This is a genomic window from Saccharothrix sp. NRRL B-16314, from assembly GCF_000716595.1.
Classification (GTDB): Bacteria; Actinomycetota; Actinomycetes; order Mycobacteriales; family Pseudonocardiaceae; genus Actinosynnema.
Genome location: NZ_JNXC01000038.1, coordinates 77,439 through 104,245 on the forward strand (window position 1 = coordinate 77,439; position 26,807 = coordinate 104,245).

24 protein-coding genes are annotated in these 26,807 nt (G+C 71.9%); 11 read left to right on the top strand and 13 right to left on the bottom strand.

Translation table 11 applies throughout. The annotated features are described in order from the left end of the window. The first annotated feature begins 124 nt into the window (after positions 1–124). A complete protein-coding gene (locus OQ02_RS34775; protein ID WP_033442904.1) occupies positions 125–781 on the top strand; it encodes an RES family NAD+ phosphorylase in 657 nt (218 codons plus the stop codon). 92 nt (positions 782–873) lie between these two features. Here OQ02_RS34775 and OQ02_RS34780 read toward each other — a convergent pair whose 3' ends face one another. From OQ02_RS34780 to OQ02_RS34800, 5 genes are all read right to left on the bottom strand, one after another. Continuing rightward, on the bottom strand, positions 874–1,440 hold the full coding sequence (locus OQ02_RS34780) for a GNAT family N-acetyltransferase (RefSeq protein ID WP_033442905.1): 567 nt from the start codon (positions 1,438–1,440) through the stop codon (positions 874–876). 33 nt (positions 1,441–1,473) lie between these two features. Continuing rightward, positions 1,474–2,067, bottom strand: a complete 594-nt coding sequence (locus OQ02_RS34785; RefSeq protein ID WP_231500351.1) for a hypothetical protein — start codon at positions 2,065–2,067, stop codon at positions 1,474–1,476. Positions 2,068–2,267: 200 nt separating this feature from the next. Beyond that, positions 2,268–2,951 carry a Crp/Fnr family transcriptional regulator gene (locus tag OQ02_RS34790; protein WP_033442907.1) on the bottom strand — a complete coding sequence of 228 codons (684 nt, stop codon included), beginning with the start codon at positions 2,949–2,951 and terminating at the stop codon, positions 2,268–2,270. Between the two features lie 68 nt (positions 2,952–3,019). Next, on the bottom strand, positions 3,020–4,948 hold the full coding sequence (locus OQ02_RS34795; protein ID WP_033442908.1) for a S9 family peptidase: 1,929 nt from the start codon (positions 4,946–4,948) through the stop codon (positions 3,020–3,022). 53 nt (positions 4,949–5,001) lie between these two features. Continuing rightward, positions 5,002–6,012 carry a TerC family protein gene (locus tag OQ02_RS34800; protein WP_033442909.1) on the bottom strand — a complete coding sequence of 337 codons (1,011 nt, stop codon included), beginning with the start codon at positions 6,010–6,012 and terminating at the stop codon, positions 5,002–5,004. A 295-nt stretch (positions 6,013–6,307) separates the two neighbouring features. Between OQ02_RS34800 and OQ02_RS34805 the strand changes: the two genes are divergently transcribed. The 3 genes from OQ02_RS34805 to OQ02_RS34815 all read left to right on the top strand — a co-directional run bounded on the left by OQ02_RS34805 (position 6,308) and on the right by OQ02_RS34815 (position 10,554). Beyond that, the gene (locus OQ02_RS34805; protein WP_033442942.1) at positions 6,308–9,172 is read left to right on the top strand and encodes an alpha/beta fold hydrolase; all 2,865 of its coding nucleotides are present in this window, start codon (positions 6,308–6,310) and stop codon (positions 9,170–9,172) included. After that, positions 9,169–10,095 carry an ABC transporter permease gene (locus OQ02_RS34810; RefSeq protein WP_033442910.1) on the top strand — a complete coding sequence of 309 codons (927 nt, stop codon included), beginning with the start codon at positions 9,169–9,171 and terminating at the stop codon, positions 10,093–10,095. Before OQ02_RS34805 ends, OQ02_RS34810 begins: the two co-directional genes overlap by 4 nt. Positions 10,096–10,161: 66 nt before the next feature. Beyond that, positions 10,162–10,554, top strand: coding sequence for a hypothetical protein (locus OQ02_RS34815; protein ID WP_033442911.1), 393 nt, complete (start codon positions 10,162–10,164; stop codon positions 10,552–10,554). A gap of 607 nt (positions 10,555–11,161) precedes the next feature. Here the strand turns inward: OQ02_RS34815 and uvrB are convergent. Continuing rightward, positions 11,162–13,321 carry an excinuclease ABC subunit UvrB gene (uvrB, locus tag OQ02_RS34820; protein ID WP_033442943.1) on the bottom strand — a complete coding sequence of 720 codons (2,160 nt, stop codon included), beginning with the start codon at positions 13,319–13,321 and terminating at the stop codon, positions 11,162–11,164. Positions 13,322–13,391: 70 nt separating this feature from the next. Next, positions 13,392–14,708 (bottom strand): DUF5685 family protein, encoded by a 1,317-nt coding sequence (locus tag OQ02_RS34825; RefSeq protein ID WP_033442912.1) that lies wholly within the window; start codon positions 14,706–14,708, stop codon positions 13,392–13,394. 108 nt (positions 14,709–14,816) lie between these two features. Here OQ02_RS34825 and OQ02_RS34830 point away from each other — a divergent pair, with 108 nt between their 5' ends. Beyond that, the gene (locus tag OQ02_RS34830) at positions 14,817–15,329 is read left to right on the top strand and encodes a DUF402 domain-containing protein (RefSeq protein WP_033442944.1); all 513 of its coding nucleotides are present in this window, start codon (positions 14,817–14,819) and stop codon (positions 15,327–15,329) included. Positions 15,330–15,465: 136 nt separating this feature from the next. Next, positions 15,466–15,984 (top strand): DUF402 domain-containing protein, encoded by a 519-nt coding sequence (locus OQ02_RS34835; protein WP_033442913.1) that lies wholly within the window; start codon positions 15,466–15,468, stop codon positions 15,982–15,984. A 7-nt stretch (positions 15,985–15,991) separates the two neighbouring features. Here the strand turns inward: OQ02_RS34835 and coaE are convergent, their stop codons facing one another. The 3 genes from coaE to rpsA all read right to left on the bottom strand — a co-directional run bounded on the left by coaE (position 15,992) and on the right by rpsA (position 19,453). Continuing rightward, a complete protein-coding gene (gene coaE, locus OQ02_RS34840) occupies positions 15,992–17,164 on the bottom strand; it encodes a dephospho-CoA kinase (protein WP_033442945.1) in 1,173 nt (390 codons plus the stop codon). Positions 17,165–17,207: 43 nt separating this feature from the next. Further along, on the bottom strand, positions 17,208–17,822 hold the full coding sequence (locus OQ02_RS34845; protein ID WP_051773162.1) for a hypothetical protein: 615 nt from the start codon (positions 17,820–17,822) through the stop codon (positions 17,208–17,210). Positions 17,823–17,956: 134 nt separating this feature from the next. Next, a complete protein-coding gene (gene rpsA, locus OQ02_RS34850; protein ID WP_033442914.1) occupies positions 17,957–19,453 on the bottom strand; it encodes a 30S ribosomal protein S1 in 1,497 nt (498 codons plus the stop codon). Positions 19,454–19,643: 190 nt separating this feature from the next. On the opposite strand from rpsA, the gene OQ02_RS34855 reads away from it, so the two are divergent. The 5 genes from OQ02_RS34855 to OQ02_RS34875 all read left to right on the top strand — a co-directional run bounded on the left by OQ02_RS34855 (position 19,644) and on the right by OQ02_RS34875 (position 24,616). Further along, positions 19,644–20,474: a class I SAM-dependent methyltransferase gene (locus OQ02_RS34855; protein ID WP_033442915.1), complete on the top strand. Its 831-nt coding sequence runs from the start codon at positions 19,644–19,646 to the stop codon at positions 20,472–20,474. Positions 20,475–20,484: 10 nt separating this feature from the next. Then, positions 20,485–21,408, top strand: a complete 924-nt coding sequence (locus tag OQ02_RS34860; protein WP_033442916.1) for a GNAT family N-acetyltransferase — start codon at positions 20,485–20,487, stop codon at positions 21,406–21,408. A 75-nt stretch (positions 21,409–21,483) separates the two neighbouring features. Then, complete coding sequence (locus OQ02_RS34865) at positions 21,484–22,107, top strand: hypothetical protein (protein WP_033442917.1); 624 nt, start codon at positions 21,484–21,486, stop codon at positions 22,105–22,107. Next, positions 22,104–23,999 carry a YhgE/Pip domain-containing protein gene (locus OQ02_RS34870; protein WP_033442918.1) on the top strand — a complete coding sequence of 632 codons (1,896 nt, stop codon included), beginning with the start codon at positions 22,104–22,106 and terminating at the stop codon, positions 23,997–23,999. The genes OQ02_RS34865 and OQ02_RS34870 overlap by 4 nt, the downstream gene beginning before the upstream one ends. A 14-nt stretch (positions 24,000–24,013) precedes the next feature. After that, a complete protein-coding gene (locus OQ02_RS34875) occupies positions 24,014–24,616 on the top strand; it encodes a TetR/AcrR family transcriptional regulator (RefSeq protein WP_197043634.1) in 603 nt (200 codons plus the stop codon). 6 nt (positions 24,617–24,622) lie between these two features. Here the strand turns inward: OQ02_RS34875 and OQ02_RS34880 are convergent, their stop codons facing one another. Genes OQ02_RS34880 through OQ02_RS34890 form a run of 3 tightly spaced genes read right to left on the bottom strand, consistent with a single transcriptional unit; the run spans position 24,623 to position 26,556 of the window. Continuing rightward, positions 24,623–25,321 (bottom strand): hypothetical protein, encoded by a 699-nt coding sequence (locus tag OQ02_RS34880; RefSeq protein WP_051773163.1) that lies wholly within the window; start codon positions 25,319–25,321, stop codon positions 24,623–24,625. A gap of 36 nt (positions 25,322–25,357) precedes the next feature. Then, positions 25,358–25,963 (bottom strand): hypothetical protein, encoded by a 606-nt coding sequence (locus OQ02_RS34885; RefSeq protein ID WP_033442919.1) that lies wholly within the window; start codon positions 25,961–25,963, stop codon positions 25,358–25,360. Next, entirely contained in the window at positions 25,960–26,556 is a 597-nt protein-coding gene (locus OQ02_RS34890) for an ATPase AAA (RefSeq protein WP_033442920.1), read from the bottom strand. Before OQ02_RS34890 ends, OQ02_RS34885 begins: the two co-directional genes overlap by 4 nt. Positions 26,557–26,807: the final 251 nt, after the last annotated feature.

Below are 26,807 nucleotides of genomic sequence, written 5' to 3' on the forward strand. Positions count from 1 at the left end.
CCGGCTGCGACCGCACCGGCTGCCGACAAAACCCGCGACACCCCCGCCCGACGACGCCGTCGGGCACCAGATCTGCCGTCGACCTTGCCGTCGATGATCCTGTCGCCGAGAACCTTGGACGCGAATGTCACGGCTTCCCCTGCCGCCCGCTCCCGCTGTGCTCCAGGCGAACCTGCGCCGCACCGAGGACGTCGTGGCGGTGCACCGGGCCACCCGGTTGGTCCGCATCTTCGCCGCGAAGGGCCTGCACCCGCAGCGGTGGAACAGCTTCCGCTACACCGGGCCGCTGCCGCACGCGCGGTTCGACACCCAGCCACCCGGCCCCGACGGCTCACCCACGCACGCCCACGACCAGGGGGTGCTGTACTTCGGGATGACCGTGCGGACGTCGGTGGCCGAGGTGTACCAGGCGACGTCCGTGGTGGACCGGCGGACCCGCAGCCCGTTCCTGGTGGTGCTGCGGCCCCGGCGGACGCTGCGGCTGCTCGACCTGGCCGGGCTGTGGCCGACCAGGGTCGGCGCCTCGCAGGAGATCAGCTCGGGGCCGAAGGCCTTGACCCAGCAGTGGGCGCGGGCAATCCGGGCGGCCTACCCCGAGCTGGACGGGCTCTGGTACCGGTCCTCGATGGATTCCGGTGACCCGGCGGTGTGCCTGTGGGACCCGCCCGGCGGCTCCGGGCTGCCCGTCTCACCGGACGTGCTGCTGCCGTTGGAGCACCCCGGCCTCGACCTGCCGCTGGCGCGGGTCTGCGAAGAGCTGAACTACACGCTGCTCGGCTGACGGGTCGACCGGCAGGGCGTCGGCGTCGGCGTCGAGAAGCGGGACGTCGGCGTCGGCATCGAGAGCACGACCTCGCGCGGCGCGTCGGCCCCTCAGACCTTCGTCGCCTGCCTGCCCCGCTTGCGGGGCGCCGGGAGGAACCGGCCGTACCTGACCTCGGGCAGGTCCTGCCCGCCCAGCTCGTAGCGGTGCACCAGCCCGTCGTGCCGCCAGCCGTGCGACTCGTAGAACGCCCTGCTCTTGGCGTTGTCCTGGAACACCCACAGGACCGCGTACCGGAAACCCTGCTCCATCAGGTGGCGCATCGCGGCCTCGTGCACCTCGTGGCCCGCGCCCCTGCCCTGGTAGCGGGGGTCCGCGTAGATCGCCACCAGCTCGCCCGTGTGCAGGTCGGGGTGCGCGTCCTTGGACTCGCGGACCGCGTCGACCGCGCTGTACGCCCCGATCTTGCCGGTGCCCTCCTCGACCGCGACGAACACCCGGCTCGGGTCCGGCAGCCTGAGCACGCGCGCCCACGCCGGGAGCCTGCTCTCGGGCAGCATCCGGTCCAGCACCGGGTCGTCCACTATCCCCCGGTACGAGTGCTGCCAGGCGTCGACGTTGATCCTGGCGATCTCGGGCGCGTCGTCGGGCTGTCCGGCCCGCACGGTCCACTGCATCGGGAGAGCGTGCCGCACGCACCGCACCGTCCGCTAGCCCCGCCGCGGCGGGCCGGGGCACAGGTAGCCCGCATAGGAGATGCCCTTCACCCGGAAGCGGGTCGCCCGGAACATGTTCGGGTCGAGGTCGTGGAAGCGGGTGCGGACCACGTCGTCGAACAGGCGCTCCGAGATGATCAGCACCAGGTCGCTGTCGGCCAGCGCGAGTTCGCGGCGGACCACCTTGGCGTCCAGGAGCCTGCTCGTCACGATCGGGGCGTCGCCGACCAGGCCGAACCGGCCCGCGGTGAGCGTGCCGCAGTGCATGGCCACCCTCATCCGCAACGGGGTGCCGGCGCGGCGCAGCTCGGCGAGCGCGGCGGCCAGTCGCTCGGTGAAGTGGGCGACCACCCACGCGGTGTCGGCGTCGGCCGGCAGCACCGCCAGCTCCCCGTCACCGCGGAGCTGCCGGTACCAGTGGGAGCGGTCCAGTCCGGCGTGGTGGGCGGCGAGGTCCATGGCCTCGCCCAGCCTCGACTGCACCAGGGACTGGTCCAGCGCGTCGAGCTTGCTGTAACCCTCGACGTCCACGGCCACCACGAGGCGGTAGACCAGTCCGTCGAGCGGTGTCATGGTGTCTGTTGTCACCGCCACAGCATCCGGCCGTCCGGTGCCCGGAAGTAGGGCGAACGCCGGGTTTCCCGTTTCCGGTCGGGTTTCCCATTCCCGGCCCCGCGCTGCCGGCCCCACGTTCCAGCGGCGCCCCGCACCACGTTCCAGGCAGCCCACGCCACGTTCCCGGCAGCCCGCACCACGTTCCCAGCCGCCCCGAGCCACGTTCCCGGCGGTCAGGAGCAGGCGACCTTGGCCAGCACGTCCCGGTCCACGATCGTGATCGCCCGGTACCCCATCCTGATGACGCCCCGGTCCCTCAGCGCACGCAGCTCGCGCCGCGCGGTGTCCTCCTCCACGCCGACCAGCGACCCGAGCTCGCCCTGCGTCAGCCCCAGCTTCAGCGTGACGCCGTCCGGTCCCTGGCTGCCGTAGGCGTCGGCCAGGTGGTTCAGCACGCGGGCCAGCCGCACCACCGCCGAGTAGCCGTTGACGTCGACCCGGCGCTGCTGGTTCCAGCGCAGCGTCTTCATGATCATCCGGGTGAGGGCGAGGTTCGCCTCGGGGTACTCGCCGAGGTACCGCTGGAACTGCGCCGCCGTCACCACCCGCGCCCTGGTGTCCAGGCACGCCGTCACGGTCGCCGAGCGCGGTTCGCCGCTCAGGAACGCCATCTCGCCGACGACGTCGCCGCCGACCTTGATGTTGAGCAGCGCGACCCGCCCGTTGTCCAGCGTCTCGGTGACCTTGACCAGCGCCTGCACCAGCACCACCACGTGGTCGGACCGCTCGGACTCGCGCATGATCACGTCACCGCGCCGGAACACCTTCGGCACACCGAGGCCCAGCAGTGCGGTCTGCGCGGCCGGATCGAGCGTGTCCAGATAGGTTCCGACGGGCCAGTTCGACGGGATCGCCATCGTGCCTCCCTCCGCGAGCACCCAGTCTGCCGCCCGCGGAGGTCACCGATCCCGTCTTTTGCCGTATTTCAGGCCAAGTGGCGGCCCCACCACTCCAGCACCGCGTCGAACCGCTGCTTGCGGTGGCGCGGTTTGCCGGAGCGGGTCAGCTCGTGGCCCTCACCGGGGAACAGCAGCATCTCCGCCTCGACGCCGTTGCGGCGCAGGGCGACGAACATCCGCTGCGCCTGTTCGAGCGGGCAGCGCCAGTCGTGCTCGGAGTGCACCACCATGAACGGCATGGTGATCTTCTCGGCGTAGGTCAGCGGGCTCATCGCGCGCTGCCGCTCCGGGCTCGGCCCGCAGTAGGCGTCGGCGAAGAACCAGCCGATGTCCGACGAGCCGCCGAACGAGTCCCACGCGTTGACGGCGCGCTCGCTCCACGCGGCGCGGAACCGCTCGCCGTGGTGCGCGGCCAGCCACGAGGTCATGAACCCGCCGTACGAGCCGCCCATCACGCCCACGCGGTCGGCGTCGAGGGCCGGGTTCTCCAGCGCGACGTCGAGCACGGCGAGGACGTCGTCCACGTCGACCGTGCCGAAGGCGCCGATCACGGCCTGGCCGTGCGCCTGCCCGTACCCGGCGGAACCGCGCGGGTTGGGCAGCACGACGGCGTACCCGGCGGCGGCGTACACCTGCGCCTCGTCGAAGAAGCCCCAGCCGTGGTACATGAACGGGCCGCCGTGCACGGCCAGCACCACCGGGTGCGGGCCCTCGCCCTCGGGCAGCACGACCCAGCCGTGCACCGGGTAACCGTCGGGCGCGGTGCCGGTGAGCTCCGCGGCCCGCCGCAGCGGCACCTCCGAGCCGAAGTCGGTCAGCGTGCCGCCGCCGACGAGCACGACCTCGCCGGGGTTGTCCGAAGTGGACACCACGGCCACGATCCGGTCGCCGTCCGCGTCGAACGACTTCACCTCGGCCTGCGCACCGGCCAGCACTTCGAGGTCGGGCAGCACGGCGTTGTCGGCGTCCAGCGGCACGCGGCGCAGCTCGACCGCGCCCCGGTTCCGGACCGCCACGAGCACACCCGCGTCGGTCACCACGGGAGGGCCGGCGGCCTTCTCGCAGTCCACCGTCTCCAGGTCGGTGAGCCGGGTGACGCGCTCGCCGTCGAACCGCCACAGGCTCGTGTTCCGCGCGACCGTGCCCGACACCGTGCCCGGCCCCGAGACCGGCCCGTGCTCGGCCGAGTAGAACAGCACCCCGCCGTCGGGCAGCGCGACCGGCCTCGCGGCCCAGCCCGCCGTCCGCACGACCAGCTCGGGGGCGCCACCGGACGCGGGCACGCGGTAGACGTCGTTGTCGAACGACTCGGCCACGCCCAGGTCGCGGTCGGCCATGAACAGCACGGCCTCGCCGTCCGCGGTCCAGGCCGGCTCCGCCGCGGAGAACGTGCCGTCGGTCAGCTCCACCGGCTCGGTGTCCGGGTCCAGCGCGTCCACGGCGAACAGCCGCGCGTGCCGGTCGGCGGTGAAGCCGACGTCGTCCAGCCGGTAGTCGAGCCGGGTGATGTGGCGGGGCGCCTCGGCGTCCGGTGCCGGCGCTTCCTCACCCTCGACGAGCGGCGCGCCGTAGCGGCCGCGCTCGGGCACCCGTGCGGTGAACGCGAGCCGACGCGAGTCGGGCGCCCACACCGGCACGCCCGCGCCCAGCTCCAGGTCGGTGACCCGACGGGCCTCGCCGCCGTCGGCCGGCATCACGTGCAGCTGCGGCGCCTTGCCACGGGCCGTGACGCGCAGGAACGCGACCCAGCGCCCGTCCGGTGAGATCCGGGGGGCCAGATCGCGTTCCGCCCACGTCCATCGACGCACCCCGCCGCCGTCCGGGGCGACGCGGTGCAGCCCGCCCCGGTAGGCGTTCGCGGTGACGTCCGGGCAGGTCACGTCCACCAGGACGAGGTCACCGCGCACCGACACGGAGCCGGGCAGGGTCAGCGATTGCAAGTCATCGGGGCGCACGTCCCAGGACGCTACCGCACCGATCCTTAGCAAGGCTCACGAGAATTTGACGCTCACAGATGGTCACTCCCGGACGCCTGCTCGACCGCCTCGGCGGCGTCCCGCTTCGCCTTCACCAGGCTCGCGATGGTGGTGATCGCCAGTACGCCGATGATCACCGACAGGGACAGCTCGATGCCGATGGTCGGCACGTGCAGCGGCTCGCCGCCGTTGAGGAAGAACAGCGAGTTCGTGTGCAGCGCCTCGAGGATCAGCTTCACGCCGATGAAGCCCAGGATCACCGACAGCCCGATGGACAGGTACACCAGCTTGCTCAGCAGCCCGCCGAGCAGGAAGTACAGCTGGCGCAGACCCATCAGGGCGAACGCGTTCGCGGTGAAGACCAGGAACGGCTCCTTGGTCAGGCCGAAGATCGCCGGGATGGAGTCCAGCGCGAACAGCAGGTCCGTGGTGCCGATGGCGACGATGACGATGAACATCGGCGTGACGAACCGCCGGCCGTCGATCTTCACGAACGACTTGGAGCCCTGGTAGCCGTCGGTCACCGGGTACACCTTGCGGACGAGCCGCAGCGCGATGTTCTCCTTGTACTCCTCTTCCTCCTCGTTGTGGTCCGTCCGCGCCAGCTTGTAGCCGGTGTAGATGAGGAACAACCCGAAGAGGTAGAAGACCCAGCTGAACTCGGCGATGACCGCCGCGCCCACGGCGATGAAGATGCCGCGCATGACCAGCGCCATCAGGATGCCGATCAGCAGCACCTTGTGCTGGTGGATCGCGGGCACCTTGAAGGTGGTCATGATGATCAGGAAGATGAACAGGTTGTCGACGCTCAGGGAGTACTCGGTGATGTACCCGGCGAAGAACTCGCCCGCGTACACACCACCGGACCAGAACCAGATCCCGACGCCGAACAGGATCGCGACCCCGACGTAGAACGTGACCCACCGGGCTGCTTCACCGATGGTGACCTCGTGCGGTTTGCGGTCGACGATGAAGAGGTCGATGGCCAGGAGGACCACCAGGCCGGCGATCGTGGCAAACCACAGCCACACGGGTACGGACATCAGACAATTACCTCCGGTGCATCGCGCGCACGCCAATGACCGGAGGTCTCCTCCGCCGGTTCCGCGAAACCGACCGGCGGCACCGGGAACCTCACGCCAGGCTCCGTGCTGACGACACCGCCGCGAGGGAGTACTCCCCTCCACGCTCAGCACAGTCTCACGCATGAATGCGGGTTCGCGCCAGCGGAGGTGATCGGACGCACCCGTCCGGGGCCTCGGACGGCCGGACGCACCTGAGGGGTGCCACGCTCGGCTGACAGCCCGTTCTCAGGTAATCGCGCCTATGGTCAACTCCGTGGCCTCCCTCAACCGCCTCCGCGGTAGGTGGTCGCTCCCCGCGCTCGTCGTGTTGGTCGCCCTCGTGGGCGCCTTCGTCGTCTGGACGCGCCAGGGAGACGACCCCGCCCCGGTGAGCACCCGCGACGCGGTGATCGACGTGCCGGAAAGTCCGGACAGCGACCGCACCGTGCAGATCGACACCACCCTTTACCTGCCCGAACGCACACCCGCGCCCGCCGTGCTGCTGCCGCACGGCTTCGGCGGCAGCAAGGCGAGCGTCGCCGCACAGGCGACCGAGCTCGCGCAGCGCGGGTTCGTGGTGCTGGCGTACTCGGCGCGCGGCTTCGGCCGCAGCACCGGGCAGATCGCGCTGAACTCGCTGGACCACGAGGTCCGCGACGCGCAGAAGCTGCTCGACTGGCTGGCCACCCGGGAGGAGGTGGTGACCGACGGTGGCGGTGACCCGAAGGTCGGTGTGACCGGCGGCTCGTACGGCGGCGCGCTGGCGCTGTCGCTGGCCGGCGTCGACCCGCGGGTGGACACCATCGCGCCCGTCATCACCTGGAACGACCTCGGCCAGGCGCTGCTGCCGAACTCGGCGAGCACCGACGACGTGGCCGGCGCCACCCCGTCACCCGGCGCGTTCGCCGACGACGGCGTGTTCAAGCGGTCCTGGGCGGGCATCTTCTTCTCCGCCGGGCTGTCCGGCGCGGACACCGCGAACCCCGGCCAGGAGGCCTCCGAGCCGGGGCAGGACGACGACGCGGGCAGTAACCTCGACAGCGCGGCCACGGCGGCAACAACACCGCCCCAGCAGCAGGGCGACGACCCCCGGCCCGCCGGTCCGGTGAACGGCGCCTGCGGTCGCTTCCAGGCCGACGTGTGCGCCGCTTACACCGAGGTCGCGACCACCGGCAAGGCAGGCCCGGAGACGCTGGAGATCCTCCGCCGCGCCTCGCCGTCGGCCGTGACCGACAAGATCACCCAGCCGACGCTGCTGGTCCAGGGCGAGCAGGACACTCTGTTCGGCCTCGACCAGGCCGACGCCAACGCCCGCGAGATCGCCGCGAACAACGCGAAGGTCAAGGTCGTCTGGTACTCTGGCGGCCACGACGGCGGCTCACCCGGCCCGGAGCTGCGCGGCCAGATCGCCGACTGGATGGCGTTCCACCTGGAGGGCAAGGGCGCCGACCCCGGCACGACCTTCGAGTACACCGTGGTCGGCGCGTTCCGCAGCAGCGGTGCGCCGTCACTGCGCAACGTCGTCGCGCCGAGCTACCCCGGCCTCGACGGCTCGACCGGAGCCGAGCGACGGGACATCGGGCTCTCCGGCCGCGAGCAGGTCGTGGTCAACCCGGCGGGCGGCAACCCGGCCGCCGTGTCCAGCCTGCCGGGCCTCGGCTCGGCGCTGACCAGGTCCAGCTCGCTCGCCTCCCGGCTGTCCCTCGACCTGCCGGGGCAGGCAGCGGTGTTCCAGAGCGAGCCGCAGACCGCGCAGACCCTGCTGACCGGCGCGTCGACCGTCAAGCTGCGGGTCGCACCGGTGCCGGGCCAGGCCGTTCCCCCGGAGGGCGCGGTCCTGTTCGTGAAGCTGTACGACGCGGACGGCAGCGGCGTGCGCACCCTGCCCGGCTCGGCCGTGGCACCGGTGCGCGTGGCGCTCCCCGCCGACGGCACGCCGGTCGACGTCACCGTGACCCTGCCCGGCGCGGTGCGCCCGGTCGAGGCGGATCACCGCCTGCAGCTGGTCGTGTCGACCACCGACATGGCGTACGCGAACGCGGAGGAGCCCGCCGCCTACCGGATCTCGCTGGCCTCCCCGGCCCTGTCGGTCCCGGTGGTGGCCGGCGTGAACGCGACCAGCGAGGTGCCGACCGAGGCCCTGTGGGGCATCGCGATCGTCCTGGCCGTCTGCGTCATCACCGGCGTGGTGGCCTGGTTCCGCCGCAGGCTGACCGCGGACGTCGACCCGGACCTCGAAGCGGTGCCGCTGGTGATCGAGGGCCTGACCAAGTCCTACCCCGGCGGGCTGACCGCCGTGAAGGACCTGTCCTTCCGGGTGGAGCACGGCCAGGTGCTGGGCTTGCTCGGCCCCAACGGCGCGGGCAAGACCACCACGCTGCGCATGCTGATGGGCCTGATCCGACCCAGCGACGGCGGAATCCGGGTGTTCGGCCACCGGGTGAGCCCGGGAGCACCCGTGCTGTCCCGGATCGGGTCGTTCGTCGAGGGCTCCGGCTTCCTGCCGCACCTGTCCGGTGCCGAGAACCTGAGGCTCTACTGGGCGGCGACCGGCCGTCCGCCGGAGCAGGCGCACATGGAAGAGGCCCTGGAGATCGCGGGTCTCGGCAACGCCGTCCAGCGGCGGGTGCGGACCTACAGCCAGGGCATGCGGCAGCGGCTGGCGATCGCCCAGGCCATGCTCGGCCTGCCGGACCTGCTGGTGCTGGACGAGCCGACCAACGGTCTCGACCCGCCCCAGATCCACCAGATGCGCGAGGTGCTGCGCCGCTACGCGGCGGCCGGGCGGACGGTGCTGGTGTCGTCGCACCTGCTCGCCGAGGTCGAGCAGACGTGCTCGCACGTCGTCGTGATGCACAAGGGCAAGCTGGTGGCGGCCGGTCCGGTGGACGAGATCGCGACCGGTGGCGGCGAGGCGAGCTTCCGGGTCGACCGGCCCGACGAGGCGGCCACCGTCCTGCGAAGCCTGTCCGGCGTGCACGACGTGCACGTGGACGGCGAACAGGTCCACGCCAGCCTCAACGGCACGCCACGCGCGTCGGCGTTGCAGGCGCTGGTGGCAGCAGGCGTCGCCGTGGACCAGGCCGGTCCCCGCTGGCGGTTGGAAGACGCGTTCCTGGAGTTGGTGGGCGGCGAATGAGCGAGAACGGTGTGCACACTGATCCGGCGGCGATCTCCGACCTGACGGACGCGGCGGCGGCCGAGCACTCGTCGGTGGCGCCGGACGGCTCGAAGGTCGGCTACCGGGCCGGCCGGACGCTGCCCGTCCGGGTGGAGCTGATGCGGCAACTGCGCCGCAGGCGGACGCAGCTGGTACTGGGTTTCCTGGTGCTGCTGCCGGTCATCCTGGTGGTGGCGTTCGAACTCGGGCAGGCGTCGCCGAACCGCCGGGCGGGCGGGTTCGTCGACCTGGCCACGGCCAGCGGCGTGAACTTCGTGATCCTGACGCTGTTCGTCAGCGGGAGCTTCCTGCTGCCGATGATCGTGGCGTTGTTCTTCGGCGACACGATCGCGTCCGAGGCGTCGTGGTCCTCGTTGAAGTACCTGCTGGCCGCCCCGATCCCCCGGCACCGCCTGCTGCGGCGCAAGGCGCTGGCGTCCGGCCTGATGTCCGTGTTCGCGCTGGCGCTCCTGCCCGCGGTGGCCCTGGGCGTCGGCGTCGTCTGGTACGGGGCGGGGGAAGCGGTCTCACCGACCGGTGAGGCCGCGTCGTTCGGCGCCGGTGTCTACGGTGTGGCGCTGGCCGTCGTCTACATCTCGATCCACCTGTTCTGGGTGGCGGGCCTGGCGCTGTACCTCTCGGTGTCGACGGACGCGCCCCTGGGTGCGGTCGGCGGCGCGGTCCTGGCGTCGATCGTGTCGCAGATCCTCGACCAGATCACCGCGCTGGAAGGCCTGCGGGACTACCTGCCGACGCACTACGCGTTGGCCTGGGCGGACCTGCTGTCGTCCGACGTCGACTGGTCGCAGATGGCGAAGGGCACGTTCTCCGCCCTCGCCTTCGGCTCGTTCTTCACCCTGCTGGCAGCCCGCAAGTTCGCCCGCAAGGACATCACCAGCTGACTTGGTGACGAGGGTGGAGCGGCGCATCGGGACTTCCCGGTGCGCCGCTTCTCTTAAGGTGGTCACGTGACTGTCTACACGGACGAGGAGAGCCGGACCCTGCGCACGGCCGTCTTCGGCGCGATGGTGCTGGTGTCCACCGCAGAGCCGGGTGCCCTGGACGAGGAGAGCCACGCGGGCATCCGGGCCATGGCGACGTTCTCGCCGCCGCTGCGCCGACTCCTGGGCGCCGCCCGACCCGAACTCCCCGCCGGCACGACTACCGACGTGGAGCACGGCGTGCTCGAAGCACTGCGCCACTCGGTGGCGATCTTGGCCGCCAAGGCCCCGGGGGACGCCGACGCCTTCCCCTCGACCGTGCTCGCGATCTGCGAGGAGGTCGCTTCGGCCGACGGCCGAGTGGGCCAGGCCGAACACGCCGTGGTGGCCAAGATCCGCACCGCCCTGACCACCCGCTGAACCGCCGCCCGGGCTGCGGCGGGGAGGCGGTGGTCGGCGGGAGGCGGTAATCGGCCGGGAGCCGGAACGCTCGCCGGGTGGCGGTTCAGCGGCCACCCGGCCCGACACCGGCCACCCGGCGCGCTACCCGCCACCTGGTTCGCCACCAGCCACGCGGCACCGCAGCAGCCACCCAGCCCGACACCAGCCACCTGGCACGGCAGCAGCCACCAACCCCCCGCACGCCACCAGCCGCCCGGCACCGCAGCAGCCACCCGGCCCTACACCAGCCACCCGGCACGGCAGCAGCCACCAACCCCCCGCACGCCACCGGCCATCCGGCGCGGCAGCAGCCGCCTGGCGCGGCATCCAGCCGCCAACCACCTGGTGCGCCACCAGCCGCCCGGCGCGCCACCAGCCGCCAACCACCGGCACCCGGCCCGCCACCGGCCATCCGGCACCGCAGCAGCCGCCCGGCGCGGCACCCAGCCGCCAACCACCCGGCACGCCACCCGACACCCGGCCCGCCACCAGCCATCCGGGCACCGCAGCAGCCACCCGGCGGCATCTAGCCGCCCGGCGCGGCATCTAGCCGCCCGGCGCGCCACCGGCCGCCAGGCGCGACGCCTTACTTGACGCCGGCCGCGTCCATCCCGCGCAGCTCCTTCTTCAGGTCCTGGATCTCGTCGCGCAACCGGGCCGCCAGCTCGAACTGGAGCTCCCGGGCCGCGTTCATCATCTGGTCGGTCAGCTGCTGCACCAGATCGGCCAGCTCGGACCGCGCCATGGTCCCGGTGTCGCGACCGGCCAGCACCCCCGAGCCGGCACGACCGCCGGCACCCGGGTCCCCGGTCGGCTTCTTGCCCCGCGACGCGTTGCGACCCGACCCGCCGGGCGCGATGGCGTCCTCGGCCTCCGCGTACACCTGCTCCAGGATGTCCGTGATCTTCTTGCGCAACGGCTGCGGGTCGAGCCCGCGTTCCTCGTTGTACGCGACCTGCTTGGCCCGCCGGCGGTTCGTCTCGTCGATCGCGTGCCGCATCGAGTCCGTGATCCGGTCCGCGTACATGTGGACCTCACCGGACACGTTGCGCGCCGCGCGCCCGATCGTCTGGATCAGGCTGGTCCCCGAGCGCAGGAAGCCCTCCTTGTCCGCGTCCAGGATCGCGACCAGCGACACCTCCGGCAGGTCCAACCCCTCGCGCAGCAGGTTGATGCCGATCAGCACGTCGTAGTCACCCAGCCGCAACTGGCGCAGCAGCTCGACCCGGCGCAGCGTGTCGACCTCGGAGTGCAGGTACCGGACCCGGATGCCCAGCTCCAGCAGGTAGTCGGTCAGGTCTTCGGCCATCTTCTTGGTCAGCGTGGTGACCAGGACCCGCTCGTCCTTCTCCGCCCGCGTCCGGATCTCGTGGACCAGGTCGTCGATCTGCCCCTCGGTCGGCTTGACCACGACCTCCGGGTCGACCAGACCGGTCGGCCGGATGACCTGCTCCACGAACTCGCCGCCGGCCTGGCCCATCTCGTACGGGCCGGGGGTGGCCGACAGGTAGACCGTCTGCCCGATCCGGTCGGCGAACTCCTCCCACGTCAACGGGCGGTTGTCCAGGGCGCTCGGCAGCCGGAAGCCGTGGTCCACCAGGTTGCGCTTGCGGGACGCGTCGCCCTCGTACATGCCGCCGATCTGCGGCACCGTCACGTGCGACTCGTCGATCACCAGCAGGAAGTCGTCCGGGAAGTAGTCGATCAGGGTCGCCGGGGCGGTGCCCGCGCCGCGGTCGTCGATGTGCCGGGAGTAGTTCTCGATGCCGTTGCAGAAGCCGACCTGGCGCATCATCTCGACGTCGTACGCGGTGCGCATGCGCAGGCGCTGCGCCTCCAGCAGCTTGCCCTGCCGCTCCAACGTGGCCAGCCGCTCGGCCAGCTCGGTCTCGATGTTGCGGATCGCCTTCTCCATCCGCTCCGGACCCGCGACGTAGTGGGTGGCCGGGAAGATGCGCAGCTCGTCCACCTCCTTGACCACGTCACCGGTCAAGGGGTGCAGGTAGTACAGCTTGTCGATCTCGTCGCCGAAGAACTCGACGCGCAGCGCCAGCTCCTCGTACGCCGGGATGATCTCGACCGTGTCGCCGCGGACCCGGAACGTGCCGCGGTTGAACGCGATGTCGTTGCGGGTGTACTGGATGTCGACCAGGGCGCGCAGCAGCAGGTCGCGCTCGACCTCGCCGCCGACCTCCAGCTTGATCGACCGGTCGAGGTACGACTGGGGCGTGCCGAGGCCGTAGATGCAGGACACGGACGCGACCACGATCACGTCACGCCTGGTCAGCAGGCTCATCGTGGCCGAGTGGCGCAGCCGTTCGACGTCTTCGTTGATCGAGGAGTCCTTCTCGATGTACGTGTCCGTCTGCGGGATGTACGCCTCGGGCTGGTAGTAGTCGTAGTAGCTGACGAAGTACTCCACCGCGTTGTCCGGGAAGTACCCCTTCAGCTCGTTCGCCAGCTGCGCGGCCAGCGTCTTGTTCGGCGCCATCACCAGCGTCGGCCGCTGCACCTTCTCCACGAGCCAGGCCGTCGTCGCGGACTTGCCGGTGCCGGTGGCGCCGAGCAGCACCACGTCCTTCTCACCGGCGCGGACGCGCCGTTCGAGCTCCGCGATCGCCGCGGGCTGGTCGCCCGCCGGCTGGTAGTCGCTGACCACGCGGAACTTCCCGTCGGTGCGCGGGATGTCACCGACGGGACGGTGCGACGAGTGCGCCTTGACCGGGATCTCGGTAGGGAAAGCCACGGACACGACGGTACGCCGGGGGTACGACAAAGTTCCATCGCACCAGGTCACACCACGTCAGGGCACGCCGTCAGCAGGAGCAGTCGCAGCCCGAGCAGCCCGAGCAGTCGGGGCACGAGCAGTCGCCGCACGTGCCGTTCGGCTTGCCGCTGAACGGGCCGGGGAAGGGGTCGCGACAGCACTGCTGGCACGTGCCGCACTGGTAGAGCACCGCGAGGCAGCCCAGGATCGCCCCGCGCCTCACGGGCGGCTCCTTCAGCTTGGGCCAGAACCACAGCCCGCTGCCCGGCCGCAACGGCTCGCCGCCGCGCTTCTTCCGGCCCTTGCCACCGGTCGGCGGCTGCGGCGGCCCGCCGTGACCGGGAGCCGAGGGCGGCGGCACGTGCCCGGGAGGCGGCGTGCTCCCCCGGTGCGGGCCGGGCTGCTGCCCGTACGGCGCCGGCGGCGGGTACATCCCCGGCGCGGGCTGCCACCCCGGCGGCGGGGGTGGGGTGTGGAGGCGCGGCCCTTCGTGCGCCCCGTGCCCGTGCCCCTCGCCGAAAGCCCGCCGGATCGACTCCTGCACCTCGTGCACCAGCAGCACGTGCACCAGCCGGTCGTCCGCGAACTCCACTTCCTTCAGGGCGAGCTTGATCCCCAACGCCGCGTCATCGCACAACCGCCGCGCCTCGTCCACCGTCGTCCCGGTCGCCGACAACGGGTTCCACGACCCGGACGCCCGGTCCTCCTCCAGGTCCTCCACCGCGTCCAGCAGGTGCGCCATCCGCCCGAACAGCCGCCCGACCTCGCGCAACGGCTCCGCGTTCCCCGGACGTCCGGCCAGCACGGCGGTCTGCGCCACGGCCTCACCCGAAGCCGTCTCCGTCGGCTCGGTCACCAGCAGCACCGACGACCCCAAGCCGGCCGCAGCCTCGACGGACGACTGCCGCCGCACCGCGTCCACCAGCACCGCCGTGTCGAAGCCCAGGTCAAGCCCGGTGGCCGAGGCCTGCGCCGCCCACCGACGCGCCACCTGCCGGCCGACCCCGCGCATCGGCGCGCTCGCGAACACGCCGTCGCCGTCGGACACGTGGTCGCCGACCTTCGCCGACGCCAGCACCAGCGACACCGTCGCGGCCAAGCGCGCACCCGTGCCCACGGCCACGTCCGCCGACTGCATCCCGCGGAGCGCGCACGGCCCCGCGGCCCGCCGCGTCCGCCCGGACTGCGCACCCACCTGTGCCTCGACCAGGGCCGAGATGACCAGGCCGTCGTAGTTGGTGACCAGGCGTGCCATGTGGCCGTGGTCGTCCCGCAACGCCAGGCACAGCCCGCACAGGTGGGCCATCCAGGACTCCCGCAGCTCAGGGCCGAGGCGGTTGCGACAGGGGCGGATGATGCCGAACATGGCGGGAAGAGTAAGCGATCATCCTTCTTTCGGGTGACAGGAAGGGGTAATCCAGAGGTGTCGCTGCCTAAAGTCGCCGTTGTGACGTCGAGCACCGCCGGGACCCGCATGCACATCCACCCGCCGAAGATCGAGTACTTCGACCTCGACGCGAAGAGCAACACCGATCCCAAGGGCCACCTCCGCGGGGTCGAGGAGTACCGGCTGACACCGGACGGCCTGTACATGTCCCGCCCGGTGCCTGGACACCCGCACCTGACCCACTTCGAGTCGTGGCTGCTGCCCGCGCACGGCCTGCGCCTGACCCGGCAGTCCTGGCACCCCGGGCACGAGCGCGACTACGACCTGTACGTGGACGTGGTCGAGATCAGCTCCAGCGGTTCGGTGTGGAAGACCGTCGACCTGTACCTGGACCTGGTCGTGCGCACCGGCCGGAGCGTGACCGTGCTGGACACCGACGAGCTGCTGACCGCCCTCGACCAGGGCCTCGTCCAGGCGGACCGGGCGCAGTGGGCGCTGGAGACGACGTACCGCGCGGTGGCGGGGATCTCGGCGCACGGGTACGACGCGGTGCGCTGGCTGGCCTCCCAGGGCACGGTCACCACCTGGTGTCGCCGCTAATACAGACGGTCACACTTGCTGGTCAACCGCCGATCGTGTCCGTCACCTGATAGAGACCGCTTACCACACAGACCGTGATGTAACGAATCAACCCGCATAGTTACCTGGAGCACATCTCCGGCTACCCTCGGGTCGCGTGGGAGCGGTCATCACACCTCAGCTGGTCGACGTTGTCGACACCGTCAGCGCTGTTCGCAGCTACTCCAGTGGGATGTCGCGGTACCTGTCCACCTGTCGGGTGGAGCCCTGGGGTCTGCGGCTCGAATGCCCCACCCCGGAGGATCCCTTCTCCGATTCCGAGGTCACCTGGTTGATGCCCGACCTGGGCCTCCGGCTGACCCACCACCGGCCCCGTTCACGGCACGCGCGCAGCGGCCCGAGCGTGCTGAGCGCCGTTCGCGTCCAGCGCGACGGCCGCTCGTGGCGCACGACGGACCTGCTCCTGGGCTTGGCCGTGCCGGGCGGCACGACCGCGCGGATCGTGCGCTGCGAGGAGTTCGCCGCCGCCGTCGCCGGGCGCGTCCTCGGCCCCGGCGACGCCGACCAGGCCCTGCGCACCGTGCACCGCACCCTGGAGGAGGTCAGCCTGCACCGGCACGACCTCCGCACGTGGCTGACGCACCGCGGCATCTACGACATGTGGCCGTCGCTCTGAGCAGCGGTCACGCCCGCACTCCCCCGTAGAAGGCGTCGACCCGCGCCGTCGCGGCGGCCATCCAGGGCTCCTTGGCCTCGCCGTACGCGAAGCCTTCCGCGTCACCCTTGTGCTTCTCGGCCAGCTCCAGCTTCACCGCCGCGTACTCGTCCCGCGCCCGCTCGTCGGCGCGCAGCCAGTCGCGGAACCGCACCGCCCAGTTCCAGGCCGGCCCGCCCTCCACCCGGACGTGCAGGTTGGCCCGCCGACCCGGGTCCGCCCCCGCGTGCAGCCGCTTGTGCCAGTCCTCCGGCGCGTCGCCCTCGTACCGCACCGCATCCTCGCGGATGCCCAGGCTCGGGAACCCGGCCGACGTCAGCGCCTCCTCCAACCCGGCGGCTTCCTCCATCGACGTCACGCCCACCTGGAAGTCCAGCACGTCCTTGGCCGCGAGCCCCGGCACGGACGTGGACCCGATGTGCTCGACCCGCCGGCCGCCCGCCGCCACGCTGATCCGGGCCGCGACCCGTTCCGCCTGCACCGGCCACGTCTCGTCGTACGGCACCACGACCGGCGCACCGGGCGCGTACCGCTTCAGCCTGATGTTCGACTCGTATCGCACCAGCCGGTCCGCCCACAGCTCGTCCACCTGCGCCTGCACCACTTCGCGCGGCCCGGAGTTGTCCAGCCACACGTCCGCCACCGCGCGGCGGCGCTCGTCGTCGGCCTGCGCGGCGATGCGGCGGCGCGCGTCCTCCTCCGCCATGCCGCGGTCACGCAGCCTGGTGAGGCGCTGGTCGAGGTCCGCGTGCACGATCAGGACCAGGTGGTAGAGCGGCGCCATGGTGTTCTCGACCAGCAGCGGCACGTCGTGCACCACGATCGCGTCCTCGGGCGCGGCGGCGAGCAGCTCGGCCGTGCGGGCCGCGATCCTGGGGTGGGTGATGCCGTTCAGCGTGGTCAGGGACTTGTCGTCACCGAAAACCTTGGCCGCGAGGGCCGGCCGGTTCAGCGCGCCGTCGGCGTCCAGGACGTCCGGGCCGAACGCCTCGACGATCTCGCGGAGGCCGTCGGTGCCGGGTTCGACCACCTCCCGGGCCAGCCGGTCGGAGTCGATGACCACCGCCCCGTGCTCGGCGAGCCTGCCCGCCACCGTCGACTTGCCCGACCCGATTCCCCCGGAGAGCCCCACGCGCAACATGACGACCAGCCTGCCATGCTCCGGCTCCACCCGGCCGTCGGCCTCAGGCGTCCTCGATCGGCGTCATGGACTGCTGGGCCAGGGCGGCGAGGAAGACCCCGACCTGGTCGTCCGGCACCACGTCGGCCTTCGCGCGGCTCACGAACGTGGTCTTGCCCAGTGACCCGATGAGCAGCCGCTCGTCCTTCGTCCTGACCAGGGACGCCTTCACCTTGCCCACGTCCACCTGGGTGACGGAAGCACCGTCCTCGCGCTCGGCGGCGACGCTCTCCTCGACCCTGGTGCCGGCCGCCCCGGGGTCCGCGTAGGTGGCCAGGCCGACGACGACGGGCGCGGCGCCGAGCGGTTGGCGCTCACCGAGGCCGTAGTAGCAGTCGACCTTCCCGGTCCGGGCGAGCGAGGGCTCCGGGATGCCGATGATCGTTCTCAGCTCGCCGGGCAGCTCACGGCCGAGGAACTTGTGCAGGCTCGTGACGGGCACGATCAGCTCGCAGTCGTCGGGCAGCGGTCTGTCCGTCATCTGCGGCGCTCTGGTGAACGTCGTCGGCGGCAGGATCGTCGGGATCTGCGGAGCGGCTGCGGGCGGCCTCTTCTCGGTGGAGCACGCCGCGCACACGAGCACCACCACAGCTGCCAACACCGCCGTCCGCACGCCCATAGGACTCTCAACTTAGCGCACCACAACGACTTCGCACCGCGAGAAGCCGAAACGACGATCGCCCCCCGCCCGTAGTGGGCAGGGGGCGATCGTGTCGATCAGTCAGCCGACGAGGTGCCGTCGGCCGGTGCTGCTCAGGCGCCGCCCGACAGCTTCTCGCGGAGCGCGGCCAGCTGCTCGTCGCTCGCCAGGGTGCCGCCGGCCTGAGCCGGGGCGCCCGTGCTGGACGAGGTCGCGGCGGCCGGAGCCTCGCCACCGGAGGAGTAGTTCGTCTCCCCGGCGGCCTCTTCCTCGGCCGCGGCGGCCTTGGCCACCTGCTTCATGTGGGCCTCGTAGCGCGTGTGGGCCTCGGCGTACTGACGCTCCCACTCCTCGCGCTGCTTGTCGAAGCCTTCCTGCCACTCCTGGGTCTCCGGGTCGAAGCCCTCGGGGTAGATGTAGTTCCCCTGGTCGTCGTACTCGGCGGCCATGCCGTACTGGGTCGGGTCGAACTCGGAGTCGACCGTGAAGCCCTCGTTGGCCTGCTTGAGCGACAGCGAGATCCGGCGACGGTCGAGGTCGATGTCGATGACCTTGACCATGACGTCGTCGCCGACCTGCACGACCTGCTCCGGGATCTCGACGTGGCGCTCGGCCAGCTCGGAGATGTGGACCAGGCCCTCGATGCCCTCGTCCACCCGGACGAACGCGCCGAACGGGACGAGCTTGGTGACCTTGCCCGGCACGATCTGGCCGATCGCGTGGGTGCGGGCGAACTGGCGCCACGGGTCTTCCTGCGTCGCCTTGAGCGACAGCGACACGCGCTCGCGCTCCATGTCGACGTCCAGGACCTCGACCGTGACCTCCTGGCCGACCTCGACGACCTCGGACGGGTGGTCGATGTGCTTCCAGGACAGCTCCGAGACGTGCACCAGGCCGTCCACGCCACCCAGGTCCACGAAGGCACCGAAGTTGACGATGGAGGACACGACGCCCTTGCGGACCTGGCCCTTCTGCAGCTGGTTGAGGAACTCGCTGCGGACCTCGGACTGGGTCTGCTCGAGCCACGCACGGCGGGACAGGACCACGTTGTTGCGGTTCTTGTCCAGCTCGATGATCTTGGCTTCGAGCTCCCGGCCGACGTACGGCTGGAGGTCGCGCACGCGGCGCATCTCGACCAGGGAGGCGGGGAGGAAGCCGCGCAGGCCGATGTCCAGGATCAGGCCGCCCTTGACGACCTCGATGACCGTGCCCTTGACGGGCTCGTCCTTCTCCTTGAGCGCCTCGATGGTGCCCCAGGCGCGCTCGTACTGCGCGCGCTTCTTGGAGAGGATCAGCCGACCTTCCTTGTCCTCCTTCTGGAGAACAAGAGCCTCGACCTCGTCACCAACCTTGACGACCTCGTTGGGGTCGACGTCGTGCTTGATCGACAACTCGCGCGAGGGGATGACGCCCTCGGTCTTGTAGCCGATGTCGAGCAGGACCTCGTCCCGGTCGACCTTGACGATGGTGCCCTCGACGATATCGCCGTCGTTGAAGTACTTGATCGTCTTGTCGATAGCAGCGAGGAAGTCCTCCTCCGTCCCGATATCGTTGATGGCGACCTGCTTCGGCGCAGCGGCAACCGGGACAGTGGTGGTGTCGGTGGACATTAGGTAGGTGGCTCCGGTACGGATTGGGGTTAGGCCTGCGGGTTCAACGCTACGCGGAGGGCGCGCCCCACCCGCGAAGACCGACTCACCAGGTGATCACCGATCAAGGACAGCGCGAACCCACTACGCGGGCGATATCGTACGCGGCCGGCCGTCCACCCGGCAAACGCACCCCCTTGAATGGAGCAGTGTGTCCGACCAGCACGCGAGCGCGGAACTGGCGCTCGGCACGACCGGCATCGCCAAGCGGGGCGTCGACGCGGCCGAGTCGCGCACGGCCAACCGGATCTGGTGGGACGCCGACGCGGACGACTACCACGCCGAGCACGGCGACTTCCTTGGCTCGGCGGACTTCGTCTGGTGCCCGGAAGGTGTCCGCGAGGAGGACGCCGGCTACCTCGGTGACCTGCGCGGACGCCGAATCCTGGAGGTCGGCTGCGGTTCCGCGCCGTGCGCCAGGTGGCTGACGGCCCGCGGTGCGCGCGCGGTGGCGTTCGACATCTCGGCCGGGATGCTGCGGCACGCCGTGGCGGCGAACGAGGCGACCGGCGTGGCCGTGCCGCTGGTGCAGGCGAGCGCGGACCAGCTGCCGTTCGCGTCCGGGAGCTTCGACGCGGCGTGCTCGGCGTTCGGCGCGGTGCCGTTCGTGGCGGACGTCGGCGAGGTGTTCGGCGAGGTCGCGCGGGTGCTGCGGCCGGGCGCGCCGTGGGTTTTCTCGGTGACTCACCCGATCCGGTGGATTTTCCCGGACGACCCCGGGCCGGGCGGGCTGACCGTCACCCAGTCGTACTTCGACCGCACCCCGTACGTCGAGGTCGACGACAGCGGCCGGGCCACGTACGTGGAGCACCACCGGACCACCGGGGACTACGTGCGGGCGCTCGTCGGCGCGGGCCTGGAGCTGGTGGACGTGGTCGAGCCGGAGTGGCCGGCGGGGCACACCCGCACGTGGGGCCAGTGGAGCCCGCTGCGCGGCCGGCTGTTCCCGGGCACCGCGATCTTCCGCACGCGCAAGCCGTAACCTGCCTGGCATGACCGTCGGTCAAGGGCTGATGGACGCGCAGAGCGCGCGCTTCACGAGCGTCGACCCGCTGTTGCCGCCGGTGGTCGCGCCGCCGGAGGGCGACGTCATCACCGCCGCGCTGCCGGACGGCACCAGGGTCGCGGGCGTGCTGCACCGGCAGGTGCACGAGCGGCGGTCGGCCGCCCGGCTGTGGTCGGCCACCGAGGTGTGGGAGCTGACGCCGCTGCTGGGCGCGACGGGCGCGGCGGGCATGGACGCGCTGCTGCGCGCGTGGCGCAAGCGGCTGGACCTGCTGTCGCCGGCCGAACGCGACTCGGCGTGCGTGCTGACCTGGCCGAGCCGGGACGCGGAGGCGTCCAGGGCGCTGCTGGACCACGGGTTGGTGCCGCTGACCGTGATCGCCGTGCGCCAGGGTCCTCCCCCGCCGGCGACGGGCACCGCGACGATCCGCCGCGCCACGCCCGCGGACCTGGAGACGGTGCTGACGCTCGCGCTGGCCGAGCTGCGCTACTCGTCGATGGTGGGTTCGACGGTGCACCGGCCGGACGCGGTGGAGCTGAAGCGGCGGACGCTGGCCGAGCGGCTGGCCGCGGGCGGTCCGGCGTGGCTGGCCGAGCGGGACGGCATCGCGGTGGCGTTGGCCGAGTGCGCGGTGGTGACGTCCGAGCCGGGCAACTGGACCGCGACCAGGCTGCCGCACGGGCGGTGGGGTTACGTCAACTGCGTGTCCGTGCTGCCGGGCGCGCGGGGCGCCGGTCTGGGCCGCCAGGTCATGGCGCACGCGCACCGCGAGCTGCACCGGCTGGGCACGGTCGGCACCTACCTGTACTACAACCCGCCGAACCCGCTGTCCTCGGTGTTCTGGCCGCGCCAGGGGTACCGGCCGCTGTGGACGATGTGGGAGGTGCGCCCGGCGGGGGCGTTGCGATAGGTCACACCCGCTTGCGGGTCGGCACGGGCCGGACGACTATTTGAACTGACCGGTCAGTTCAAAAGGAGGTCCGCGGTGCAGATCCACGCTCGGCGCGTCGGCGTCACCGGGCCGCGCGGCCCGTTGCTGGAGCCGACGTCCCTGCTGGTCGAGCCGGGCGAGCTGGTGCTGGTGGCGGGCGATCCCGGCGCCGGGCACACGGCGCTCGGGCTGGTGCTGGCCGGGCGGATGCGGCCGAGCACCGGCGAGGTCTCGCCCTCCCCGGCCGACCTGCGCGAGCGCGTCGTGCTGGTCGACTCCCCCGACGTGACCGAGCCCGAGGGGTCGCTCACGCTGGCGGGCGTGGTCGGCGAGGAACTGGCCATGAACGGCGTCCGCAGCGGGCGCAGGGCGGTGGCGGCCTGGCTGGTCGAGCGGGGCGCCGACGAGTACCTGGACCACCGGTTCGAGCAGGTGCCGGCCGCCACCCGGTGCGCGCTGACGCTGGAACTCGCCGCAGGACGTCCCGGCGTCGAAGCGCTCGTGCTGGACAGCCCCGACCGCTACCACGGCGATCCGAAGGGCTGGTGGGAGCTGGCGCGCGGGCACGTGACGCCCGACCGGTCCGTGGTCGCGCTCTGCACCACCACCTCTGCCGGCGTCCTGGGCGTGCCCGTCGCGCGGATCGGCGTCGACAACGTTCCCGAGGAGTCCGAGTGACCGCCGTTCGGATGGCGTTCAACGAGCTGCGCCGGGTCACCGCCGGCCGGCTGCCCAAGCTCGCCGTGCTGGCGTTGACGCTGGTGCCGCTGCTGTACGCGGCCCTGTACCTGTACGCGAACAAGGACCCGTACGCGCACCTCGACCAGGTGCCCGCCGCGCTGGTCGTGGAGGACGAGGGCGCGACCGCGAGCGACGGCACCCGCGTGGACGCCGGGCACGACGTGGCCGAGGAGCTGGTGCGCGGCGGCCGGTTCGACTGGCAGCGGGTGGGCGCGGCGGAGGCCGAGGAAGGGGTGCGCAACGGGACCTACACGTTCGGGTTGACCTTGCCCGAGGACTTCACCCGGGCCCTGCAGTCGTCCGGCGACTTCACGCCCCGGCAGGGCGTCCTCGTGCTGACCACCAACGACGCGAACAACTACCTGGGGTCCACGATCGCCAACCAGGTCGTCGCCGAGGTGCGCCGGTCGGTGTCGGCGGAGGTCGGCGCGGAGGCGGCGGACCGGCTGCTGCTGGGCTTCTCCACGATCCGGCAGAAGACCGCCGAGGCGGCGGACGGCGCGACGAAGCTGGCCGGCGGTCAGCAGGACGCGTACGCCGGTGCCCAGCAGCTCGCGGACGGTGCGGTGCCGTTGGCCGACGGCGCGGCGCAGGTGGCGTCCGGGCTCACGCGGTTGCGCGACTCGACGGCGGAACTGCCGGGGCGGGCCGAGCAGCTGGCGACGGGCGCACGGCAGGTCGCCGACGGGAACGAGCAGGTCGCGGCGACGGCCGAGGACTACGCGGTCAAGGCGCAGGGTCTCGTCGACCGGCTCGGCGCGGTGGACGGGGACGTGGCGGCACGGCTGCGCGCGCTCGGGTTCTCCGAGGAGGAAGTGCAGCGCGTGGTGGCGGCTCTGGGCGAGGCCCGGAAGCCGGTAAACGACGCCAACGCCCAGGTCCAGGGCGCGGCCGGGCAGCTGCGGACGTTGGCGGACGGTGCTCGTCGGGTGTCCGACGGTGCGGCGCAGCTCGCCGCGAGCACGCCCGCGTTGATCGATGCGGTGGTCAAGCTGGACGACGGGGCTGCGCAGGTCGCGTCAGGTGCGGTGCGGGTGCGTGACGGCGCCGGGCGGCTGCGCGACGGTTCGGGACAGCTGGTGGAGGGGGCGAACCAGCTGCGCGACGGGTTGGCGGCGGGGGTCGCGGAGATCCCGGACCCCGACGATCCGACCCGTGAGGCGACCGCGCGGACCATCGGCGACCCGGTGAGCGTGCGCGGGGTGAGCCAGACGTCGGCGGGCAGCTACGGCGCGGGGCTGGCGCCGTTCTTCCTGGGGTTGGCGACGTGGATCGGCGCGTTCGTGCTGTTCCTGCTGCTCAGGCCGTTGTCGCGGCGTGGGCTCGCGGGTGGGCGGTCACCGTTCCGGGTGGCTCTGGGCGGTTGGCTGCCGGGGGTGCTGCTGGGCGCGGCGCAGGTCGTGGTGATGTTCGCCGTGGTCACGGTGGTGGTGGACATCCGGCCGGCGCACCCGGTGGGCATGCAGGCGTTCCTGCTGCTGGTGTCGGCGACGTTCGTGGCGGTGCTGCACGGGTTGAACGCGCTGCTCGGGGCGGTGGGGAAGTTCCTCGGCCTGGTGCTGCTGATCCTCCAGCTGGTGAGCGCCGGCGGCACGTTCCCGTGGCAGACCATCCCCGTGGCGCTGCACCCGCTGCATCACGGGCTGCCGATGGGGTATGCGGTGGACGGGCTGCGGCACCTCATGTACGGCGGGCCGCTGGGCGGTGTGGGACGGGACGCGCTGGTCCTGGTCGGCTACCTGGTGGCGGGCCTAGCCTTGGCGACGCTCGCCGCGTACCGGCAGCGGGTGTGGACGCCGGCTCGGCTCAGGCCCGAGCTGGTGCTGTGACTCTGACCGAGGGGGTGGCGGCTGTGACCGGCACGCGACCGGGCCGTACCGCCGTGACCAAGCAGAAGCTGTTCGACGCCGCGCTGCGGCTGGTCGGCGAGCGGGGTGCGGCGGGCGTGACCGTGGAGGAGATCGCCGCCGAGGCGGGGGTGGCGAAGGGGACCGTCTACTACAACTTCGCCAGCAAGGACGCGCTGGTGGACGCGTTGCTGCGGCACGGCGTCGACCTGCTGGCGGCTCGGCTCCGGGTGGCCGAGGAGGAGTCGGAGACGGCGGCGGCGATGGCGTCGCTGGTGGACGGGATGCTCGGGTTCTTCGCCGAGTACCCGGCGTTCGGGCAGTTGCTGGTGTCCGAGCTGTGGCGGACGCCAGGTCAGTGGCACGACACGTTGAGCTTGCTGCGGGACGACATCGTGTCGATCGTGCGCGGTCAGATGCAGCGGTTGGCCGACACCGGTCGGTTGCCCGAGGGTGTGCAGGTGGGCACGGCGTCGGCGGCGTTGTTCGGCACGCTGCTGGTGATCGCGCTGGACTGGCAGGTGTTCCAGCCCGAGCGGAGCCTCGTGGAGGTCCGGGAGTCGGTGTTGTCGCTGGTTCGTGGTTTGCGGCCGAGCTGACCGCCCTTACCTGAAGCGGTGCTCCCGGCAACGGTGGCTGTCCGGCTCTTGACCGCTGTCCGGGTCTTGATCGCTGCCCGTGTCGTGATCGCTGTCCGGGTCGTGATCGCGGTCGCGCCGGAGATCGCGGAGCACGACGAGTCCGAGTGCGGCGGGGTCGGGCCGGCAGTCCGGGCCGTGCAGGTCCAGGGAGCCGAGCTCGGTCGTGATCCCGACGGCGAAGTGGTCGCGGTCCAGGTCGAACGCCATCCGCGTCCCGGTCCCCGGCGGCGGGTCGAACGGCTCCGGTTCCCCGGTCGGGCGGAGCCCCGCGAGCACCTGCCGGAAGCCTCGACCGTCCCGCCACACCTCGACCTCGGTGCGCGTGCTGAGGGCAGCCGCGGCGGCAGCGGCCCAGCGGTTGGGGCCGAGCAGCGCCCCGTAGAAGCCGAGGTGGAGCGCACCCCGCTCGTCCACCGCGTCGGACTGGTCGTCCGTGACGTCGAAGGTGAGGTCGCCGCGGACTCGGGCGTCGACCTGCGGGGTGTGCGTTGGCGCGACGGCCGTGGCCGGGTGGAGTCCGTGACCCAGGACGCCGCGCAGGACCGCGGTCGCCGCCTTCGGGTCGTCCCGGCCGACGCCGAAGAACAGGGACGGGTTGCGGCGGAACGCTTCGTCGACTTCGCGGATCGTGATCGACGCGTCGCCGTAGTCGTTGCCTGCCATGCCCTTCTCCGTGCCGGAGCTTCGGTGATCGGTGGTCTAGTGCCGCATGACCCAGGTGTCGACCTCGCCGACCTGGTGCACCGACGGCGGTCTGCCGGCCAGCGCCCGGTGCACGGCCTCCAGGACGCCCACCGACGCCTCCTCGTGGCTGAGCCAGCGGGTGCTGCCGCCGTGCCGGACGAAGCCGAGCACCACCTGCTGGGTCGGGTGGCCGTCCAGGGCCGGGTCGGGCACGCCGCGCACCGGGTTGATCGCGCCGCTGTCGTGGACCTCGACCACCGGGGCGCGCGGGGCCAGGAGCGGTGCGACGGCCTGGAGCACGTCGTCCCGGTAGCTCGCGTGCACCCACGCCACCAGCAGGTCCGCCGGTCGGTCCATCACCTCGCGGACGCGGTCGGTCAGCTCCTGCGGCCGGGACCAGTCCGCCGTCACCGTGACCCGTTGCGCGGCACCGACCTCCCGGACCTGGCTCACGTGCGGCAGGTGGCTGCGCCCGCGCAACGCCGCATTGGCCGCGCGACCCAACTTCCCCTCCGGTCGGCGGCTGGGGAGCACCACCTGCCAGCCCTGGGCGAGCAGGTCGTCCGCGCACCCCTTCAACATCCCCGTGCCGCCCAGCACCAACGCCGTCCGCTCGTTCATCGCACCGACTCCTCGCCCCGTTCGGCGGCCCGGCGCAGAGGGCCTGACCGCCATTGGTCGACCTCGCGCTGCCCTCGCAGCCGCACCACCGCGACCCGTTCGGCGTGCGCCCCTTCGAGCACGACGCGGACTCGTTCGCGGGTGCGGCCGTGTGATTTCCACGCCCAGCGCAGCAGGTGCTCCCGGTCGGTGAACACCGTGTGCAGGGGCGGTTCGACGTTGCCGTTCCACAGTTCCTGGCGGCGGACACGGCGGAGAGCCGTGCGCACCGCCACCCGGCGCATCACGACGTGGCGGGGGTGGTCCAACCAGACCAACGTGTCCGCGTGCTCCAGCAGGACCGGCCGGGCCAGGCTGTACTGCCACTCCGTCGCCCAGGTGTCGAGCTTGACGAATCGGCGCACATCGGACTCGAACTCCGGCCGGGGCGTCCACTGTGGACCGTGGAACAGGGAGTCCATTTCGACGTAGGACAAGCCGAGGGTGCGGGCGACGAGGTTCGCCAAGGTGGACTTCCCCGAGCCGGACGTGCCGGCCACGAGCACCCGGCGCGGCGGATGCGGCAACTCGTCGGCTGGTCCCAAGAGCGGCACCGAGCAAGGCTACCGCCGCACCGCAAGCCCTGGTGGTGACCAGCGATCACCGACTGAAGATCACCCTTCCGAGCTAACCGGCGATGAATGGGCAACTTTGGGGGAGCGAGCTGCGTTGCCGGGAAAGAAGGAGGCGGCGGCGGGGCTCCATGGGCTGGGACGCCAGGTCAGGCGGACACCGGGCCAGGCTGCGGCCGGGTCGGGCGGCGGGCAGGTCGGGCTGCGGTCGGGCGGGTCGGGCGGGTCGGGCG